The following is a 16,990-nucleotide window of genomic DNA, read 5'->3' as shown; positions in this document are numbered from 1 at the left end:
CGTGGCGGTAATCGTGCACGATGCCTGGGTGGCATTGGCGGCTACTACCAGCGGCGATGCGCAGGTGGTGGTGAAACGTGGGTTGGCCGCCGGCAGCACCAGGTTAATGGGCAGGTCGGCCGTGGGCGCTGCTGTCAGCGTGACGGTGCAGGTGGCGACCTGGTTGGCCGTATCGCTCAGCTCGGCAGGGGTGCAAACCACGCTGGCCTCGGGGCCGCTTGCTTCTACATGCGCGTCCGACTGCAGGTACTAGTGATTGCCGACCTTGGCCAGCGTGTAGCGGTACCCCCCAGCCTCCACATGGCCGGGCGCGGGCAGGCTGAAGGTACCGTTCGAAGCGCCATCGACCTGCACCACCATAATGCCGTTGCCGGTGGTGGCGGCTCCGGTTCCGCCCAGATTGCTGATATTCAAAATAGTGTCACCGCTGGTGTCGCCTTGCACCACCAGCTTTTGGGTGGGCGAGCTGTCTGCGCCCAAGGCGGTGTTCATCGCTACCACACCGCCATTGCTGGTGTAGTTTTGGCTGACGGTCAGCACATTGCTGGTGCCGCCTGCTGCCATCGTTACCAGGTTGCTGTTGTTCAGGCTTTTGACCGTACCGCTAAAGGTATTGGTGTCCAGCGTGCCATCCGCGGCCACCGTAAAGTCAGAGGCGGGGCTCAGGCTATTGGCAGCGCCTGCGCGCAGTAGCCCTGCATTGATCACCGTTTCATTCTCGTAGCTGTTGTTGCCGCTCAAGGTCGTGGTGCCAAAGTTATTGACAAAGACCCTGCCATAACCCGTGATGTCGGAGGCAATACGGTAATTGCCCGAGGCATCGCTGTGGTTCAGCATAAGCGCAGCAGTGGTGGGTTCTTCAAAGCCGATGGTGGGCACAATGACTGCGCCCGGGGTGGTGGTGCCCTCAATAGTGAGCATGGTCGGGCCAGTTGGGTCTCCATCAAGGTAGGTCGACACGCGCAAGATTTTGCCCGTCTCGACGGTCGCGCCCTCACCAACGGTGAGTGAAGCATAGCCCGGTAGTGGGCGTTTCAAGTTGATTTCGTCACCCGCGAGCAATTTGGAGCCTGCGCCGCTCAGCGACAGTGCGCCGTTTCTGAATATCAGGCTACCCTCGCAGTGCATCAAAGCGCCATTGTTGATCTGCAGGGTTGAGACGTCAGAGCCATCGAAATCGCAGTTAGCTCCCCGCAAGCTGGAATTGGCGCCATCGACTTCCACGGTAAAGACGGTGGACTGGGTAGAACCCAGTGTCGCGTTGGTCAATACCGTGCCACCATTGCGCACCCGAAGACTGGCTGCTGCCCTATTGCCAATCACCAGGCCCGCACCGGTGGCCGAGGTCAGCAGCCATGAAGATCCCGTGCCCTCCACAACGACGGAGCCTCTTCCAGTGTTCTGCTCGCTGATGCTTCCGGTCTGGGACGTCAATTGCCCGCCATTTTGAATGCTGAGCGCGCCAGTAGCGCTGTCGCCGACGATTACCTGGGTGGCGGTATGGCTGGCGCCCAGGCTGCCGGTAGGGTTGGTGTCCCCCGTGAAGTCAATGCTCTGGGCCTGCGCAAAGCCGCTCAGCAGGCAGGCGGTCAGCAGCGCGTAGCGGGCGGGAGGGATGAATCGGTTTTTCATAGGAATTTTGAATTTATAGGTTGTATAAAGCTATTTAAATAGCCAGCGAAGAGGGGCGATAGCACGGAAACAGGCGCCTGGTATTGGGGAGCTGGCGATGGAACTAGCCTGCAGCTGGTAAAAGTCTCCGGTTCAACGGGTGCGCTTTGGCAGCGCAACTGCCCAGCATGTGTGTTACGCCGGGCAGGTGCTCCCGGTGGTTTACACCGTCTTGCGGCTGCGGCGCAGGCCCAGAAGGCCCATCAGTGCTGCCAACGCGGCCAGGCCCCAACTGCCCAGCGTGGGCACCTGCTTGAGGGTGGCAGGCGGCTGGGTGGTGGTGTCACCCGCATCCTTGACCAGCACCTGCGCGGCAGGGCCGGCGGGCGTGTAGGCATCGGCAGTAGTGGGCGGCGCAATGGCCAGCTCCAGGCTCACATCGCCGTCACCCGCCGTGGTGTTGGGCGTGGCGGTAATCGTGCACGATGTCTGGGTGGCATTGGCGGGTACCATCAGCGGCGATGCGCAGGTGGTGGTGAAACGTGGGTTGGCCGCCGGCAGCACCAGGTTAATGGGCAGGTCGGCCGTGGGCGCTGCTGTCAGCGTCACGGTGCAGGTGGCGACCTGGTTGGCCGTATCGCTCAGCTCAGCCGGGGTGCAGACCACACTGGCCTCGGGGCCGCTAGCTTCTACATGTACGTCAGACTGCAGGAACCAGTTGTTGCCCACCTTGGCCAGCGTGTAGCGGTACCCCCCAGCCTCTACATGGCCGGGCGCGGGCAGGCTGAAGGTACCGTTCGAGGCGCCATCGACCCGCACCACCATAATGCCGTTGCCGGTGGTGGCGGCTCCCGTGCCGCCCAGGTTGCTGATATTCAACACGGTATTGCCGCTGGTGTCGCCTTGCACCACCAGCTTTTGGGTGGGCGAGCTGTCTGCGCCCAAGGCGGTGTTCATCGCTACCACTCCGCCATTGCTGGTGTAGTTTTGGATGACGGTCAGCACATTGCTGGTGCCGCCTGCTGCCATCGTTACCAAGCCGCTGTTGTCCAGGCTCAAAACGGTGGGGCTAAAGGTATTGGTGTCTAGCGTACCGTCAGCGGCCACCGTAAAGTCAGAGGCGGGGCTCAGGCTGTTGGCCGCGCCTGCGCGGAGCGTGCCCGCGTAGATGCGGGTAATGCCCGTGTAGCTGGCATTGTCGCCTGTCAAGGTGGTGCTGCCGGAGTTGTTAACGTTGATCTGGCCGTTGCCGTCCAAAGAGGGCGCGAGCTGGTAATTCCCAGAAGCATCCGTGTGGTTCAGGTTCAGCACATTTGCGCGATCGCCGTCGAATCGAATGGTGGGAGAGATAACCGCACCTGGGGTGGTCGTGCCCTCGATATTGAGCACGCGAGAGCCAGAAAGTCCTGCGGTAGGCGCTATCAATACAACAATGCGACCTCCCTCTATTGCAGCACCTTCCTGCACGGTAACGATGGAAGAGCTTGAGCGTGGACCGTTTCCGAGCGCAAGAACAGTAGAAATCCATTTGGAGCCTACCCCGCTCAGCGTCAGCTCGCCAAACTCCAAATGCGCCAAGTCCCCGCAGTGGATTACGCCGCCATTGCTAATCCGGATGGTCGACGGAGCCGGGCCATCGAAATGACAGACCATAGCGCTCAACGTTGAATTGGCACCATCGACTTCCACCAGTCCACTCGAGCCTGGCCAATACGCCGTGTGTACCGTCCACATAAGAGAAACGCTTGCCCCGTTGCGCACCTGCAGAGTTCCTCGTCCGTAATTCCCTACGGTCAAAACTTCAAGATTGGCAGATGCAAAGTCCCATGTGGAGTTGGGGCCATCTACCAGCACGGTGCCCGTGCTTCCTGCCTCGTCGCCGATCCTTGCTTTTTCAGACAACAGCTGTCCACCATTTTGGATGGTCAGTCCGCCCGTGTTTCTGATACCCACCTTGACCTCCTGAGCGCTGTAGCTGGCGCCCATATTGCCGGTGGGATCAGTGTCACCGCTAAAGTCGATGCTCTGGGCCTGTGCAAAACCGGTGAGCAGGCAGGCGGTCAGCAGCGCGTAGCGGGCGGGAGGGGTTAATCGTTTTTTCATATGGATTTTGAATTTATAAGTTGTATGAAGCTATTTAAACAGCCAGCGAAGGGAAAGGAAAAGCGCAGAGCCAGGTACCTGGCATCAAGCACTGAGCTGTGGTTAAACCATGGGTTGGCGTTGCCAAGCCGCATGGCACCACCATCGTGGCGCACCGATAGCCGAGGCGGGTTGGAGAGAGGAGAGGGGCAGCGTCATCCACTTTCTGCTTCTGAGGTTGGAAAAAAATGGCACCTATCTTGCATTCAAGCGTGGTATGAAATAAAGCGTCTATCAATAGCATAAAGCAACTAGAAATTTGTGATTCATAACAAATGTCTAACCAAAATTCAGCGACCAAAGGCATGGCGGTGCGTTTCAGCCATTCAATGCGAATCAGATGTATGGATGGTGCTGACCTCCTCACAGGGCGTTGGCATGCGCGTTCTGAAAGTTCGCAAAATGTGTGCAAGCAATGTATGCAAGATTGATTTAAAGCATAGCCTAGCACGATCAATTCATATAGTTTATAAAAACTAATCTATTGATAGGTTTTTGCCAGAGCCTTGGAGCTGATGGGGCCAGGGCTTATAGCGGGCAGCAATGGCCTTATTGCGGGGGCGTTTTGCACTGCAGCAGCGCGCAGGCAGCGCCGCTGTACGTAGGGGCGCTGTTAGAGAGGATGCCTAGGCATGGGTGCACGGCGAGCGGCCGTTAAAAATGGGGCCATGCCGCGTGACCAACCCCGCATCTGTGTGAGCCTCTCTATGTCATTGTTATGACAAAAGAAAAGGCATGTAAAAGCGGGAACGCTGGCTGACAGTCGTATAGATGAGACAGGGTGGCGTATATGCGCAGCCGCCTCTGCCCTGGTCGGGTGGGGAGCGAAGCCAAGGCTATCGCCGTGCAGGGCCGGCCGGTGCCGCTTGCGAGCTGATCGTTACGCTGGGCGATTGCGTGAGCGGCAGCCCATCTGCAGCCGTCGGGAACCCAAAGAACCGTTGCCTCTGCTGCGCCCTGCTCGTTATGGCCAATACGGGGCAGCGCCTGGCGGCGCTACCCCCTGGATGCTGCCTTAGGCAGCGGACTTGCGCGAGCGGCGCAGGCCCAGAGCCGCCATCAGCGCTGCCAACGCAGCCAGGCCCCAGCTGCCCAGCGTGGGCACTGCAGTAGGGCTGGCAGGCGGCTGGGGCGCATTGGCATCCTGGATAACGACCTGCGCAGCAGGGCCCACGGGCGTATAGGCATCTGCGGTGGTGGGCGGTGCAATGGCCAGCGTGACGGTCACATCGCCATCCCCCGCCGTGGTGTTGGGCGTGGCGGTAATCGTGCAGCTGGCCTGGGTGGCATTGGCCGCAACCACCATGGGCGATGCGCAGGTAGTGGTGTAGCGCGGGTTGGCCGCAGGCAGCACCAGGTTAATGGGCAGGTCGGCCGTAGCGGCAGCGCTTAGCGTGACCGTGCAGGTGGCGACCTGGTTGGCCGTATCGCTCAGTTGCGCAGGCGTGCACACCACGCTGGCTTCGGGGCCGGCCGCTTCCACCTCGTTTTCTGATTGCAGGAACCAGTTGTTGCCGACCTGGACCAGTGAATAGCGGAAACCACCAGCCACCACATAGCCGGGTGCGGGCAGGCTAAAGGTGCCGTTGGAGTCCCCATCGACCTGCACCACCAAAATACCGTCGCCGGTGGTTTGCGCCCCTGCGCCGCCCAGGTTGCTGATATTCAAAATGGTGTTGCCGCTGGTACTGCCTTGCACCACCAGTTTTTGAGTGGGCGAGCCGCTGTCTGCCAGCGCTGCGTTCATCGCAATCACTCCCCCATTGCCGGTGTAGTTTTGGGCCACCGTCAGCACGGTGCTGGTGCCGCCCGCTGCCATCGTTACCAAGCCGCTGGTGTCCAGGCTCAAAACGGTGGGGCTAAAGGTATTGGTGTCCAGCGTGCCGCCAGCGGCAACGACAAAATCGGAACTGGGGCTCAGGCTATTGGCAGCGCCAGCGCGCAGCAGCCCGGAATTGATGTTTGTGGCGTTGTAGTAGCTGTTGTTGCCCGTCAATGTGGTGGTGCCAGCGCTGTTCACATCTACGCCGCCATAGCCCAAGATATCGGGCGCGAGCTGGTAATTGCCTGAGGCATCACTGTGGTTGAGGTTCAGCACGCCCCCTTCGATAGATTGAAAGTCGATGGAGGGCGTCACAACGGCACCGGGCGTGATCGCGCCTTCGATTTTGAGCGCGGTAGGGCCAGTGATCCCCGCCGCATTGCTTGCAGGTATCACGTAGCTGACCGCTTCGATGGATGCTCCTTCACCAACGGTCACCACCGCATCAGGCCGGCCTGCAGGGGCGCCCCATTCGAGTTGCGTGTCCGAGACCCATTTGGAGCCCGCGCCGCTGATATTTACTTCGCCATTGAGCAGCAGACCTCCCAATTTGCAAGAGATCACGCCGCCATTGGTAATGCGAACGACCGAGTTGCCATTGTTGCCAAACTCGCAGTAGTCACCTTCCACGATCGAGTTGGCGCCATCGACTTCCACCAACGCGCTCGATCCAGGAAGCTGGCCTGATCGAAACATGACGTTGACGTTGCTGACCGTGGAGACGCTGGCACCGTTGCGCACCTGCAGGCTGCCGGATCCGCCATTGCCCACCGTCAGGCTGGTAAAGCTCGGAGAGGTCAGCGTCCACGAGGAGCCCGCGCCATCGAGCACCACGGTGCCCGTGCTGCCCGCCTGCTGGCCGATATTGCCGCCCTGCGAGGCGAGTTGTCCGCCACTGAGGATATTGAGCGCGCCGGTGCCGCTGTCGCCCACAATCACCTGCGTGGTGGTAAAGCTGGCGCCTTGGTTGCCGGTGGGGGTGGTGTCCCCCGTGAAGTTAATGCTCTGGGCTTGGGCCAGGCCCGCGAACATGCAGGCGGCGAGCAGCGCGTAGCGGGCGGGCGGCATAGTTTGCTTTTTCATCAGAATCCTCATGCATTGAAGCTGTGGAAAGCTATGGACAGTGCAGGCAAGGGGCTGGGCCTGGTCGCCCACATGCGGTTGTGCCGCGATGGACGGTACCCGACCCTGTCTGCTTGCCCATCGGAGCAATGGCCATCTGCAGGAGATAGGCCATAAAGCGATGGCCCATGGCATTGGCGACATTGCCATTCGCCATGAATGACAAATGTCTAGCCAGGCATCGGTAGCGCAGGGCGTATTGGCTGCTTTTCAGCAGCCAAGGCAAAAAGGGTGTTGTGTATGGGTGGTACTACCTCCTGACCATGCCTGGGGTTGGCTGTTTGGTGCGGTCTGTGAATCTGGGGGAATGGCGAGCGCTGGCTATTAACGGACGGCGTTAGCCTGCCGATTTGCGCGTACGCCGCAGGCCCAGCCAGCCGATGACGGAGACCAGCGATAGGGCGCCCACGGCGCCTAGCGTCGGCACCGGGGTGGGTGCAGTGGGGGGAACCACAATCGGGTCATCGACGGGCACCACCGTCAGCTTGATGGCGGGGGTGACCTGGTCGTTCTGGGTCCAGGTGCTGCCCGCGTCAAGGGTTTGCACATAGCCTGCAGCCGAGGTTGAAAACCCACCTGCAAAGGTGTAGGCATTGCTGGGGCCGTCGTTGTCCGACAGGCCGATATAGCCACCTGAGGGGCTGGACACCATCAATGCGTACTTTGTGCCCGCCAGCAACGTGGTGCTGGGGATGGAGCCCAGCTGGGCTGCTGTGTAGGTATTGGCGTTCAGGTTGGCGCCATCATTGGGCACGACGATGGGCAGCGTGGCAGAGGCCAGCGCGGCGCCCGTGGGCAGTTCAGTGCTGCCGTCGAGCTGGAACAGGCGGAGCAGGGCGGTGGTTGCCGGGTCGGTGTTGGCCAGACCCAAGGTGATCTCGGTAATCCGCGTTGGCACCGTGCCGGTGGTAAACGCGGGGCCGCGCCACTGGCTGTCACTCACGGGATACGCCGAGTAGAAGTCAAAGCCGGTGCTGTCGATCACCACCTGCGGTGGCTGGCTTTGTGCCGATGCGATCGGTGCCCAGGATGCCGCGCAGGCTAAGAGGCCGATGGCGGCGTAGTGGCGTAAAGCGTGGCGGCGAATCGTTGGCATAGCGCTTCCTTTAAAAAAATCGAAGGTCGAAAACAGCTTTGCGATTGAAATGTTGGAGGTCAAAGAACGCTTTGGTTATTGAATGGATGCATTGACATTGATTAATGATTGATAACCAATGTAATTTTTAATATCTATTTCTGTGGAGAAAGAAATTAATGAGTATTTGCAATTCCATAGCGGTATTTGGTTTTTTGTATATCAAGTTTGCGCTGATCAGCGGCGGAGTTTGAACGCTGCAGCTGGCTCGGACTTGCCGGATTGGCGCTCGTAGCAAGGCACCCCGACCTGGGCGCTGGTTAAGCAACAGCGCACGCCGCGCAAGAATCAGCATTGATGAGGGGATATGCCGCCCGCCGGTGTTTGGCGGTGGTTGGCAGGGGCTGGGGGCCCACGCTAACGCGCAACTGGCAGTGCCGCCAATCGCTGGCGCAACCCGCGCACAGCCACGCCCGGCCGTTGCAGTCAGGCGACAACGGCGACTGCTGGCAGTGACCCGCCAAGGCGCAGGGGTTTAGGCGCTGCGCGCCAGCAGCGTGAACCTTGGCGGTGCGTTAGACCGGCGCATCCAGGCAACCCATAAGCGCGCTGGGCCAGCGCTGTGCATTACGGTGCGGTGGGTGCGTTGCACTGCCAGTTGCCGCCCATGCTTTGGCAGCGGATGCCATTGGGCCCCACCAGGTTCTGGGGGCCGGAGCGGGTGAGAAAGTGGCCCTGGTTGTCAGTACAGCCGCTGGCATTGCAGCTGATGATAAAGACCGGCTGCTGGGGGGCAGATGGCGTTGTTTCCGTACTGGCGGGCTGAGACGAGGGCGGGCGCCGGGGCGTTTTGTCGCCATCGGGGCGCTCGTCAGAATCACTGTCACGGTCGCTGGCACAGACATTAGCGGTGGCGGTTGCTGTTGGGGGCTCGCTGCGTGCGGCTTGTGGCACCGCTGCCGCAGCGCCCGCCGCCGCCCATGCCGGTGCCAGGCCCAGCAGCACCATTGCCAAAGTCATCGAACCACGCATTCTGTTTTCCTCTATCCCAACGTAGGGGCCAGCGTCTGCTACCGACAAGCTGACCTGCTTTCTGTCCTTTGTCCGACGCGTGCGCGCCAGGCCAATGGATAGATTGTGAGCTATGAACCCACCTGACCCCAAACCTACCAAGCCCACCAATCCCAACACCCGCGCTGGGCGATTCGCCAACAAGCGTTTTGCCATCATCGGCGGGATTGTTTTGGTGTTTCTGCTGATCGCGATCTTTGTGCCCCTTTGACGGCACGACCGCATCCCAACACCTTGAACCGGGCAGCCCATAGGGCTGCCCGTGTTGTTGGTGGCGTTTGCTGCGGGTGGGGGAGATAGCCGCGGTGCTGGTATATGCGCATCTCGATCTGTGCCGGTTTGAGGGCGTGGCCGATTTGCAGCGCTGCCTGCTGCTTTGGCAATGTTGACCGATGGCAGGGCGTGCGCAATACCTGCCCTCTGCGCTTGGCGGCCTTGGATGAGGCGCCTTGGTACGCAGCGTGGCTGCAGGCCTGGCAGACCGAGCTGGGAGACCAAGCTGGGAGCCTGAGCTGGGCGTGATGGCCGAGACGATGGAGCCAAGCTTGCGCAGCCCCGATGGGGCACGGCGCAACGCCGCTGCTTAGTGCCGTTTTACGATCGGGATGTCGTAGATATTGCCATCGTAGGAGCCGGCCAGAAATTGGGCCTTGTCGCTGTCAAAGCACAGCGACGAGATGCCCGCTGAGGTGGGGCGCATGGTGGGCTGCCATTGCCCTGCAGCATGGTCGTAGATGGCGACGCAGCCATGGTAGGAGCCCGTGGCAATCCATTGGCCATCAGGGCTGGCGGCAACACATTTGATGGAATGCTGGTGGGGGGTGTTCAGCTCGGTCGATGCAAAGTCGTCCCAGATCCGCAGCTTGCGATCCCGGCTGACGCTGACAAAGCGGTCGTTGGGCAGTGCCGCGCAACCATTGGCAATGCGGCTGTGGGCATCGCGTTTGCTGAACAGTTCGTGCAAGCTCGCAATCGACCACCAGGCGGCGCTGCCATCCGCACACACGGAGAACAGCCTATGGCTGGAGGCGGCGATGGATTTGACGGCGTTGTCATGCAGCTGCAGCGTAGCGACATGGTGCACAGCCCCATCTTGCGCCAGGGCAAACACCAGGCCTTCACCTGTATAGCTGCCAATGACCATATGGGCAATGCCGTTGCGCATGAATGCCGCGCCGCAGTTGAGCGGGGATCGGTGTTGGTACAGCGTCTCACCTGTTGCGGCATCGAACAGCGCCCCAGTTTGGCCGCCGGTGCATATCTTGCCGCCGAGGGGCGTGAGGAAGTTGCACAGGCTGCGCAGGTCGCGGATGGGCTCGCCATGGGCTTTGAGAATGCCGGCGTCGCCAATCGATACCACGCCCCAAGGGGGCTGCAGGGTGGCGGTGGCATTGATGCCGCCTGTGGCGCAGACCTTGTCGAGATTCCATTCGCCCGTTGGGATGTGGAAGAGCGCGTAGGAAGAGCCAAAGGTGGCAAAAACCAAGGTGTCCTTGTCCAGAAAAGCGCAAGACCTGGGCCATATCGGTGCAGGAATGCTCGACTGCGCCATGGGGGTGAGGGCGCTGGATTGCGCTTTCCAGACGCGCAGCAGCCGGTCATAGCTCAAGCTCACCAGCAATTGCTCGCTGTCCTGGTAGACCAATCGCTTGATGCCAGCCTGGTGTGCCGGTGTTGCCTGGCGATGGCTGCCGTCGATGGTCAAGATCATGCCGGCATCATTGCCCGCATAGACGGTGCCATTGTTGGCGATGGCAATTGTGTCGGTCTCTACGCCGCCAAGGTCAATGTCCTGGAGCAGGTCTCCCGTTGCCAGTGACCATTGCTTGAGCGTGCCGTCGTCGCTGGACGATAGCAGTGTCTGGCCATTGGCGGACCAGGCTATCGAGATCACATCGGCGCTATGGCCTGCGAGGCAGTGCCGGAGCCGGCCTTGGAAGTCGAAGACCCTCACATGGTGGTCGCGCGAGGCAGTGGCGATCAGCGCCTCGGTGGGGTGGAACTGGGCCATTTCAACATCATCCCCATGGTCGGAGAGCACGCAGATGAGCTTCATGCCAGGCACGGACCACAACCGGGCCGTGTGGTCGCTGGAGGCGCTGATCAAATGCTGGCCGTCGCTGCTGAAGGACAGCTGGTTAGCCAGATGGTCATGCCAGGCACGGGCCAGTGCGATTTTCTGGTGGGCGTCCCACAAGATCACCTGGTTGTCGTATCCGGCGCTTGCAATATAGCGACCGCCATGGGTGGCAACGCCGCTGATGGGCGATAGATGGGAGATCATGGGGTTTCCTTTTGCAGAGCCGGAACGTCGATGGAGTGGCGTGAGTGCTTGACCTTGGTTTCCAGGTAATGGCGATTATCGGTATCGACAAACACCCCGGTAGGGATGCGTGACTCCACGGTAATGCCTGCCATGCTGAGTTGCTTTTGTTTGTCGGGATTATTGCTGAGCAAGCGGATGGTGTGAATGCCCAGCGCTTGGAGCATGTCAGCGGCGACCTGGTAACTGCGCTCGTCGTCTTTATGGCCCAAAGCCCGATTCGCGGCAAAGGTATCCAATCCTTGATCTTGTAATAGGTAGGCTTCCAGTTTTCGATAAAGGCCAATGCCTCGGCCTTCTTGGCGCAAATACAGGAGCAGGCCCCCTTCGGTATGCAGGCGTTGCAGTGCTTCCTGGAGCTGGGGACCGCAGTCGCAGCGTGCGGAGGCCAGCGCGTCGCCCGTGATGCACTCTGAATGCAGGCGCACCAGCGGCGCTTTGGCGTTTGGGCGCTCAAACCGCACCGCAAAGTGCTCGCCGTGGTCGCTCAGGTTGCCAAAGCTGATGATTTCTGATGCGGCCTTGTGCCCATTGGCCAGAATGATGGGCACCCGCACGATGCTGCGAACCCGGGGTTTGGCTAAGGCATTCTCTCTGTCTTTTGAAGCGCCGTTTATGCACTGATCTGTGTCCATGATGAATCCCCGCTGGTATGGTATTTGTATACAAGATTCGAATGAATTTTTAACCACCGAGGAAGAAAGATACTACGTGCTTATGCCGTAGTCACGGCTTCAGTTGTTTCTGCGGAGAGACAATATTGATAATTTGCTTTTTATTTTATTTTTAAATTATCTAATTGAGGGTGTTAATAATTTTAATTTTATGCGATAAGTCCTGATTTGCGAGTGATGGGTTTTCGTTGATTACTGGAAATTTTGAAGTGTCTAGCGGGTTATAGGGTTCTGGCGGATATATTGGCGGGATTTTTGGGCTTGGTGGCGTTACATCCCCAGGCTGGGTTGTTTGCAGGCGTTGCTGCAATGGCTGGCGCTGGGGCTGCGCTGCACGCCGGCGCTAGCCCCGCCTGGTGCACCGCAGGCAGGGCGACGCGTGGCGCTTGTGGCGCAGCCCTGCCAATGCGGTGTGGCAGCTGCTCGCCCATCCAAGACGGTGTGCAGGGGCATCTGTGGTGGGCGAGCCCACGTGCGCAGGGGCTTACGGGAGACGATGCGCCCCGCAGCAATGGGCGCTTTTTCCAGTCCTGCAAAACCGGTGCGGCCCGTCCTACGGCTATCGGACGGCGATGACTACCCGGCTGGACCGCGCCGCTGTTTAGCATTGAATCCAAGGCCGAGACATCACGGAAGCGCTCTTACCGGCACCCCGCATCGGCCCCTTTGCAATCCCGCTTTCCAACACAGGAGAACCCTATGAATACGATCAACACAGCATCGAGCGTGATCTCTTCGGACAAGGTGCAAGGCACCAAGGTGTACAACCCCAATGGCGACAAGCTGGGCTCGGTGGAAAGCCTGCTGCTGGACAAGCTCACGGGCAAGGTCCGCTACGCGGTGATGGAGTTTGGCGGCTTTTTGGGCATGGGCACCGATGTGTACCCTCTGCCTTGGGAAACGCTGAAGTACGACACCGGCCTGGGCGGCTATGTGGTGTCGCTCACCAAGGAGCAGCTGGAAGGCGCGCCGCGCTATGCGCGTGAGACGACGCAGGACTATAACGATGAGTATGGCCGAAAGGTGAATGAATACTACGGCGTCCCTTGGATCTGATCGGGGCGGGGCTAATACAGGCCCTGATACTTCGTTGCAGAACCTTGCCGTACCTTCAGTACTGTCTGCGGTTCTGCGCCTCGTCTCAGGGGCTTTCTTAGCCCCTTGAATGGGTACGTTGCTGGGGATCAAATTCCCTACTGCATTGGCCTTTGATGGGGTAGCGCATTTTGTTGCCCAAATAAAAATAGCCTGCTGGTTAGTCAGCGGGCTATTTTTGCGTTGTTGGTGCGGGCGTGATCTGTGCACGGCCTTCGGACGGGCGCCAGGTTCGGAGCTGTCTTAGTCTCATTTTGGGGTTGCTGGGCCGTGTTGGCGGCGCATTGACCCCGCGCTGTATCCAGCGCCCGGTTTATTTGTCCGCCTACAGAACCACAGGCAGTCTGATCGTGAAGGTGGTGCCGGCATCTGAACAAGATAGCACGGTCAAGCTTCCCTGGTGGGCTGCGACGATCTGTTTGCAGATGCTCAAGCCCAGCCCCATGCTGGTGGCGGCAGACTTGGGGCCCTGGAAGTGGGGGTCGAACATCTGGGCCATCACTTCGTCCGGTACCAGAGGCCCCCGGTTGTTGACCAGAATGACGATGTCTTTTCCTTCCAGGCTGCCGGTGATCTGAATCGGAAAGTCCGACCCGCCGTAGGCCACCGCGTTTCCCAGTAGGTTGGATAAGAGCTGCTGGATACGTGGGATGTCGACACGTACCTCCGCTGGGAGCTCAAGCGATGCGACGAACGCATGCTGAGGATGCGCTTCTACAAACTCATCGATGACGGTGTGCAGGGCCGCCGCGAGGTTTTGCGTGGGTTCAGGGGCCACGGATATGGCGTTGCCGGCGCGGCCTTTGGCGTAATCGACGAGATCATCTATGAGCTTGCTCATGCGGCGGGCGCTGGTAGCGATGCGCTCTCCGAGCTTGGCCGCCTTGGGCTCGTCGCCCCGCGCGAGCATCTTTGCGCCCATCGTGATCGCCTGCAAAGGGTTGCGTAGATCGTGGGCGACAACGGCCAGGAACACCTCGCGGGCGTTGCCCGTCTCTTTAAAGCTTTGAATTTCGTTGGTCAGCTGCTGGGATATCAGCTGGTCTTGGAGAAGCTTGCCAAGAATACCGGCGCAAGCGGTAAAAATGGCGCGGTTTTTCTCGCTTGTGATGGGCCTGGGCTCTGCATCCAAGGCAAACAAATTACCGAAATAGCTGCCATCGGTTAGCAGAATCGGTTCGCTGATATAGGCGCGAAATCCGTAGAGCTTGGGCGTTTTATGGTCGCGAAAAACAGGGTGGTCCAGCGCGTCATCAAATGCAATCCCAAGCTGGGATTCCATGACGTCCTTGCACAGGGTGCTGTCCACATCCAGTTCGTCACCGGCTTTCATGCCCAGGCCCATGTCGTCCACCACAGCGCATGCACGCCACATATTGGCGCGAACCCAGGCCATGCCTACCAGCCCCATGCCAGTCTGCGCTTTAACGATTTCAAGAATGTAGTGTGCGGCCCTGGAGTTCGTCGCAGTGAGGACGCTCAGGTCGATGTCAGCTGGGGTGTTGATGGCGGCTCTCCTGCCTGTGCGCGGCAGTATAGCAAAGGCTTCGAGTTGGGAGAGTCTCGTTTGACTGTCGGGGCGCTAACGCGCTGCTTACTGAAAACGTGTCGCCTCAGCGGGTGGGACTGCTGCCCCAGATATTGGGAATCTTTGCAAGGGGCCTGAGAATAGATCGATCAACCGCTCGCACTGATTCTGCAGATGTTCTTGGGTTTTCAAGCCGCACATTTGCCGGATCCCTAAGACCCAGCCATGGGGCAGAGCATGGGTTGTGCGACATCTCCACCAAGCCTGAGACAAGCAGCCCGCTGGGTTTGCCAGCGGGCGTTGTTGTTGGCGCTTGGTGCCGATTAGAAATCGTACTTGGCGGTCACCGTGAACTTGCGCGGCGCGCCGTAGTAGATCTGGCTGCCGGCAAAGTCGAAGTAGGTTTTGTCGAACAGGTTGTTGATGTTGAGCTGCAGCGACAGCTGGCGCGAGATGTCGTAGCTGGCCATCAGGCTGGCGAGGGTGATGGAGCCCTGGTCGCGGCGCGCTTCCACATCAGCCGAGGTCGTGGTGGTGGCGTAGGTGGCGCCGCGCCAGGTCAGGCCCCCGCCGACCTTGAGGGCGCTCCAGTTGCCGGGCAGGCGGTAGCTGGTGTAGAGGTGGGCCATGTTGTTGGGGCGCTGCGACTGCAGGCGCGAGTCGTCGGCCGCGCGGGCATCGGCCCGGGCAAAGCCGGCGATCAGCTGCCAGCCCCGGGCAAGCTCGCCGGAGACCTCGGCCTCAAAGCCCTTGCTGGTGACACCTTTCTCGCCCCGGTAGGCGGGGTTGCCGGTGCCGCCAACCATGTTGTCGCCGTCTTGCACGGCAACATTGTCCTGGGCGATGCGGAACACGGCCAAGGACGCATTGACCTTGCCATCGAGAAACGCGGCCTTGATGCCGGCCTCGTAGGCCTTGCCGGTCACAGGGTCCAGGTAGCGGCCTTGGGTGTCCTGGTAGTTTTGCGGCTGGAAGATATCGGTATAGCTGGCGTAGACGGTGTAGGTGGTGTTCAGGTCATACAGCAGGCCCGCGTAGGGCGTGAAGACCTTGTGCTTGCGCGTCTCCGTCAGGCTCTGGCTTTCCCAGCGGGTTTCGCGCCCGCCGGCGATGAGCTTGAGGTCATCGGCCAGCGACAGGCGCAGCGCGCCGTAGACGGCAGTCTGGCGCGTGCGGTCATCGCCCAGCGGGCGGAAGGCACCCCAGACCGGCTCGGGGTAGGAGCCATCCCAGTCAAAGATATTGCCCACGGGGGTGGCGGTGTAGGCATGGTTGCCGTAGGCGTAGTTGGACTGGCTGCCGGTCAGGCCCAGCACCGCCTCATGCTTGCGGCCGAGCAGCTCAAAAGGCCCGGTGGCCTGCAGGCTGCCGCTGTTTTGCGCAAAGCTCTGGCGCGAGTAATTGGGGTAGGGGCCCAGGCCCAGGCCGGTGTTCTTGTCGGGTTCGTTCAGCAGGTAAAAGAGCTTGGAGGTGTAGTCGGCATCGAGGCGGCTGGCGTTGGCCTTGATGGCCCAGCCATTGTCAAAGCGGTGCTCCAGCCCGGCGTAGGTGGTGTTACTGGTGGTGTTCCACTCTGTCCAATCGGCGCCAATGCTGAACGAGCGCGGCCAGTGCGTGGCGCTGCCATCCTGGTAGACCATGGGCAGACCGCCCCAGGTGACGCCGGTGGGGCGCTTGGCCTGGTGCTCCAGGCCGATCCAGGCGGTGGTGTCGGGCGTCAGATCGGCCTCGACGGTGGCGAGCAAGGCGCGGTTGCGCGTGTGGTAGCGGTCCAGGTGCGAGTCGCGCTCGTCGGCCATCGCGGCCACGCGGGCGCGGATGCGGCCGTCATCGGTCAAGGGCGTGCTCAGGTCGAGGGTGGCGCGGCGCTCGTTCCAGGAGCCCAGGCTGAGGCTGGCCGAGCCGGTGAAGGTTTTGCTGCTGGCGCGTTTGCGCACCAGGTTGACCGAAGCACCGGGGTTGCCCGCGCCGGTCATCAGGCCCGTCGCACCACGCACGACCTCGATGCGGTCGTACAGAATCGGGTCGAGCATCGAGGCGCCAAAAAAGTCATTGGCAACATAGGTGGGCACGCCGTCGTACTGGTAGTTGTCGATGTAGAAGCCCCGGGCGTCCAGATCGGTGCGGTCGCTGTCGGAGCTGATGGCCGAGATGCCGGTGATGTGGCGCGCGGCCTCGCCAATGCTGGTGATGCCCTGGTCCTCGATCTGCTGGCGCGTGAGCACGCTGACCGATTGCGGCGTCTCGCGCGGCGACAGCTGCAGGCCGGTGGCGGCTGCCGTGCTGCGGATGGTGTAGCTGCCGGTGCCTTCGGTGGTGGCACTGCGCTCGGCCTGGGCGGTTACGCGCAGCTCAGGCAAGGTTATGCTGGGCGCGCCTTCTGCCGCGCTTGCGGCCACTGCAGCCGGTGCTGCGGCGGTGGGTGCCACACGGCGCCCCACATCCCTGCCACTGGCATCGCGCTGGGCCTGCAGCGGCAAGCCCGCCAGCAGACTGCCCAGCGCCTGGCCCACATCGGCGGCGCCCT

General features: G+C 60.7%; 12 protein-coding genes and 1 pseudogene. 2 read left to right on the top strand and 11 right to left on the bottom strand.

Annotated features, from left to right (window positions below; all coding sequences use genetic code 11):
- The 7 genes and pseudogenes from H928_RS34140 to H928_RS34110 all read right to left on the bottom strand — a co-directional run.
- The coding region (locus H928_RS34140) for a hypothetical protein (protein ID WP_027011150.1) at positions 1–201 on the bottom strand (201 nt) is incomplete at its 3' end.
- Positions 202–249: 48 nt separating this feature from the next.
- Positions 250–1,632: an autotransporter outer membrane beta-barrel domain-containing protein gene (locus tag H928_RS34135; RefSeq protein WP_021028034.1), complete on the bottom strand. Its 1,383-nt coding sequence runs from the start codon at positions 1,630–1,632 to the stop codon at positions 250–252.
- Positions 1,633–1,833: 201 nt separating this feature from the next.
- The gene (locus H928_RS34130) at positions 1,834–2,868 is read right to left on the bottom strand and encodes an IPTL-CTERM sorting domain-containing protein (protein WP_021028033.1); all 1,035 of its coding nucleotides are present in this window, start codon (positions 2,866–2,868) and stop codon (positions 1,834–1,836) included.
- A gap of 492 nt (positions 2,869–3,360) precedes the next feature.
- Positions 3,361–3,597 (bottom strand): annotated as a pseudogene (locus tag H928_RS34125) (hypothetical protein); the annotation flags it as partial.
- 1,171 nt (positions 3,598–4,768) lie between these two features.
- Positions 4,769–6,658, bottom strand: coding sequence for an IPTL-CTERM sorting domain-containing protein (locus H928_RS34120; protein WP_021028032.1), 1,890 nt, complete (start codon positions 6,656–6,658; stop codon positions 4,769–4,771).
- Positions 6,659–7,034: 376 nt separating this feature from the next.
- On the bottom strand, positions 7,035–7,793 hold the full coding sequence (locus tag H928_RS34115; RefSeq protein WP_021028031.1) for a hypothetical protein: 759 nt from the start codon (positions 7,791–7,793) through the stop codon (positions 7,035–7,037).
- Between the two features lie 606 nt (positions 7,794–8,399).
- Entirely contained in the window at positions 8,400–8,792 is a 393-nt protein-coding gene (locus H928_RS34110; RefSeq protein ID WP_148293235.1) for a hypothetical protein, read from the bottom strand.
- Between the two features lie 124 nt (positions 8,793–8,916).
- Between H928_RS34110 and H928_RS34105 the strand changes: the two genes are divergently transcribed.
- Positions 8,917–9,054 (top strand): hypothetical protein, encoded by a 138-nt coding sequence (locus tag H928_RS34105; protein WP_021028029.1) that lies wholly within the window; start codon positions 8,917–8,919, stop codon positions 9,052–9,054.
- 372 nt (positions 9,055–9,426) lie between these two features.
- On the opposite strand, the gene H928_RS34100 is transcribed toward H928_RS34105, so the two are convergent.
- Positions 9,427–11,127 (bottom strand): hypothetical protein, encoded by a 1,701-nt coding sequence (locus H928_RS34100; protein ID WP_021028027.1) that lies wholly within the window; start codon positions 11,125–11,127, stop codon positions 9,427–9,429.
- On the bottom strand, positions 11,124–11,675 hold the full coding sequence (gene ribA, locus H928_RS34095) for a GTP cyclohydrolase II (protein WP_239645025.1): 552 nt from the start codon (positions 11,673–11,675) through the stop codon (positions 11,124–11,126). Before ribA ends, H928_RS34100 begins: the two co-directional genes overlap by 4 nt.
- Positions 11,676–12,539: 864 nt before the next feature.
- Here ribA and H928_RS34090 point away from each other — a divergent pair.
- Entirely contained in the window at positions 12,540–12,896 is a 357-nt protein-coding gene (locus tag H928_RS34090) for a PRC-barrel domain-containing protein (protein ID WP_021028025.1), read from the top strand.
- Between the two features lie 364 nt (positions 12,897–13,260).
- Here H928_RS34090 and H928_RS34085 read toward each other — a convergent pair whose 3' ends face one another.
- Together H928_RS34085 and H928_RS34080 are read right to left on the bottom strand one after the other, a co-directional pair.
- Entirely contained in the window at positions 13,261–14,331 is a 1,071-nt protein-coding gene (locus tag H928_RS34085; protein WP_158400583.1) for a HAMP domain-containing sensor histidine kinase, read from the bottom strand.
- Positions 14,332–14,786: 455 nt separating this feature from the next.
- Positions 14,787–16,990: TonB-dependent siderophore receptor (locus tag H928_RS34080; protein WP_021028023.1), on the bottom strand; the 2,204-nt coding region annotated here is incomplete at its 5' end.

Source organism: Comamonas sp. B-9 (assembly GCF_000410635.1).
Taxonomy (GTDB): domain Bacteria; phylum Pseudomonadota; class Gammaproteobacteria; order Burkholderiales; family Burkholderiaceae_C; genus Comamonas.
This window is presented reverse-complemented; position numbering and strand designations above follow the sequence as displayed.